The organism is Streptomyces sp. NPDC037013 (assembly GCF_055607265.1).
The window spans coordinates 1-1,527 of sequence record NZ_JBVJRV010000019.1 but is presented as its reverse complement, the minus strand read 5'-3'; the positions used below and the strand labels follow the sequence as shown (position 1 = coordinate 1,527).

Genomic DNA, 1,527 nt, shown 5'->3' with positions numbered 1-1,527 from the left:
GATGCACACCTATGTAGTGGTCGACGCGTTTGCCGAAAAGCCCCTGTCCGGTAACCCGGTGGCGGTGTTCTTCGACAGCGACGACCTGAGCGGCACGCAGATGCAGCGCATCGCGCGGGAGATGAACCTCTCCGAGACCACCTTCGTCCTCGCCCCCAAACAGGGCGGGGATGTCCATGTGCGGATCTTCACGCCGGTCAACGAACTGCCCTTCGCCGGCCACCCGCTGCTGGGCACCGCCATCGCCCTTGGCGCACGCACCGACGGCGACCGGCTGCGCATCGAGACCGCGATGGGCATCATCCCCTTCGAACTGCACCGCACCGCCGGACAGGTGGCCGCCGCCCGGATGCGCCAGCCGGTCCCGGTGTGGGAGCCCTTCGCCCGCGAGCAGGAACTGCTTGACGCACTCGGCATCACCGCCTCCCGGCTGCCGGTGGAGATCTACCGCAACGGCCCCCGGCACGTCCTGGTCACCCTGGACAGCGAAGAGGCGCTGGCCAAACTCGACCCCGACCACCGGGCGCTGGCCGCCTTCCCCGACATGGCCACCAACTGCATCGCCGGCTCCGGCAGCCGTTGGCGCAACCGGATGTTCTCCCCCGCCTACGGGGTGGTGGAGGACGCCGCCACCGGCTCCGCGGCCGGCCCCATCGCCATCCACCTCGCCCGCCACCACCAGGCCCCCTACGGACAGCCCGTGGAGATCACCCAGGGCGTCGAGATCGGCCGGCCCTCCCCGATGGGCGCCCTCGTCCACGGCCAGGGCGATGACGTCACCTCCGTCGAGGTCTATGGCCCCGGCGTCATCACCATCGAAGGAACCCTCCATGTCTGACCCCACCCCCACCACCCCCGCGCCCGCCAACAGCGGTACCAAGCAGCGGCGTTCGGAGACGCTGACCGGCACCGTGGAGGTGGCCTTCCCCGAATTCCGCACCCCACCGCCGCAGCCCATGGGACTGCTCGCCGCCTGGCTCAAGGACGCCACCGCCCACGGCGTGCGCGAACCCCGCGCCCTGGCCCTGGCCACCGCCGATGCCCAGGGACGCTGCTCTTCCCGGATCGTGGCGATCAACCAGCTCACCGACACCGGCCTGGTCCTGATCACCCACGCCGGCAGCCAGAAAGGCCGCGAACTGGCCGCCAACCCCTACGCCTCCGGCGTCCTGTACTGGCGCGAGACCAGCCAGCAGATCACCCTGGCCGGCCCCGTCGAGCAACTCCCCGAGGCCCGCGCGGAAGAACTGTGGGCGGCCAGAGCGGTCTTCACCCACCCCATGTCCACCGTCTCCGCCCAGAGCCAGCCCTTCGACGACCTCGAACACTTCGAACGCCTGCGCACCCGCGCCCTCGAACTGGCCGAGCCCGCCCGGCCGCTGCCCCGCCCCGACGCGTTCGTCGCCTACCACCTGCAACCCACCACCGTGGAGTTCTGGGCCAACGGCACCGACCGCCTCCACGAACGCCTGCGCTACGACCACACCCCCACCGGCTGGCACACCACCCGCCTCCAACCCTGACCCC

Annotated in this window: 2 protein-coding genes; both read left to right on the top strand. The window is 70.9% G+C overall.

Going from position 1 to position 1,527, the window contains the following annotated elements; translation table 11 throughout:
• The first annotated feature begins 1 nt into the window (after position 1).
• The gene (locus tag ACZ7DY_RS36695; protein ID WP_471143635.1) at positions 2 to 838 is read left to right on the top strand and encodes a PhzF family phenazine biosynthesis protein; all 837 of its coding nucleotides are present in this window, start codon (positions 2 to 4) and stop codon (positions 836 to 838) included.
• Positions 831 to 1,523, top strand: a complete 693-nt coding sequence (phzG, locus tag ACZ7DY_RS36690) for a phenazine biosynthesis FMN-dependent oxidase PhzG (protein ID WP_471143633.1) — start codon at positions 831 to 833, stop codon at positions 1,521 to 1,523. The genes ACZ7DY_RS36695 and phzG overlap by 8 nt, the downstream gene beginning before the upstream one ends.
• The last annotated feature ends 4 nt before the right edge of the window (positions 1,524 to 1,527 follow it).

What these genes read in the sequence shown, in the direction of transcription:
- ACZ7DY_RS36695 (WP_471143635.1), top strand. Translation starts at nt 2, where the DNA reads ATGCACACCTATGTAGTGGTCGACGCGTTTGCCGAAAAGCCCCTGTCC.
- phzG (WP_471143633.1), top strand. Translation starts at nt 831, where the DNA reads ATGTCTGACCCCACCCCCACCACCCCCGCGCCCGCCAACAGCGGTACC.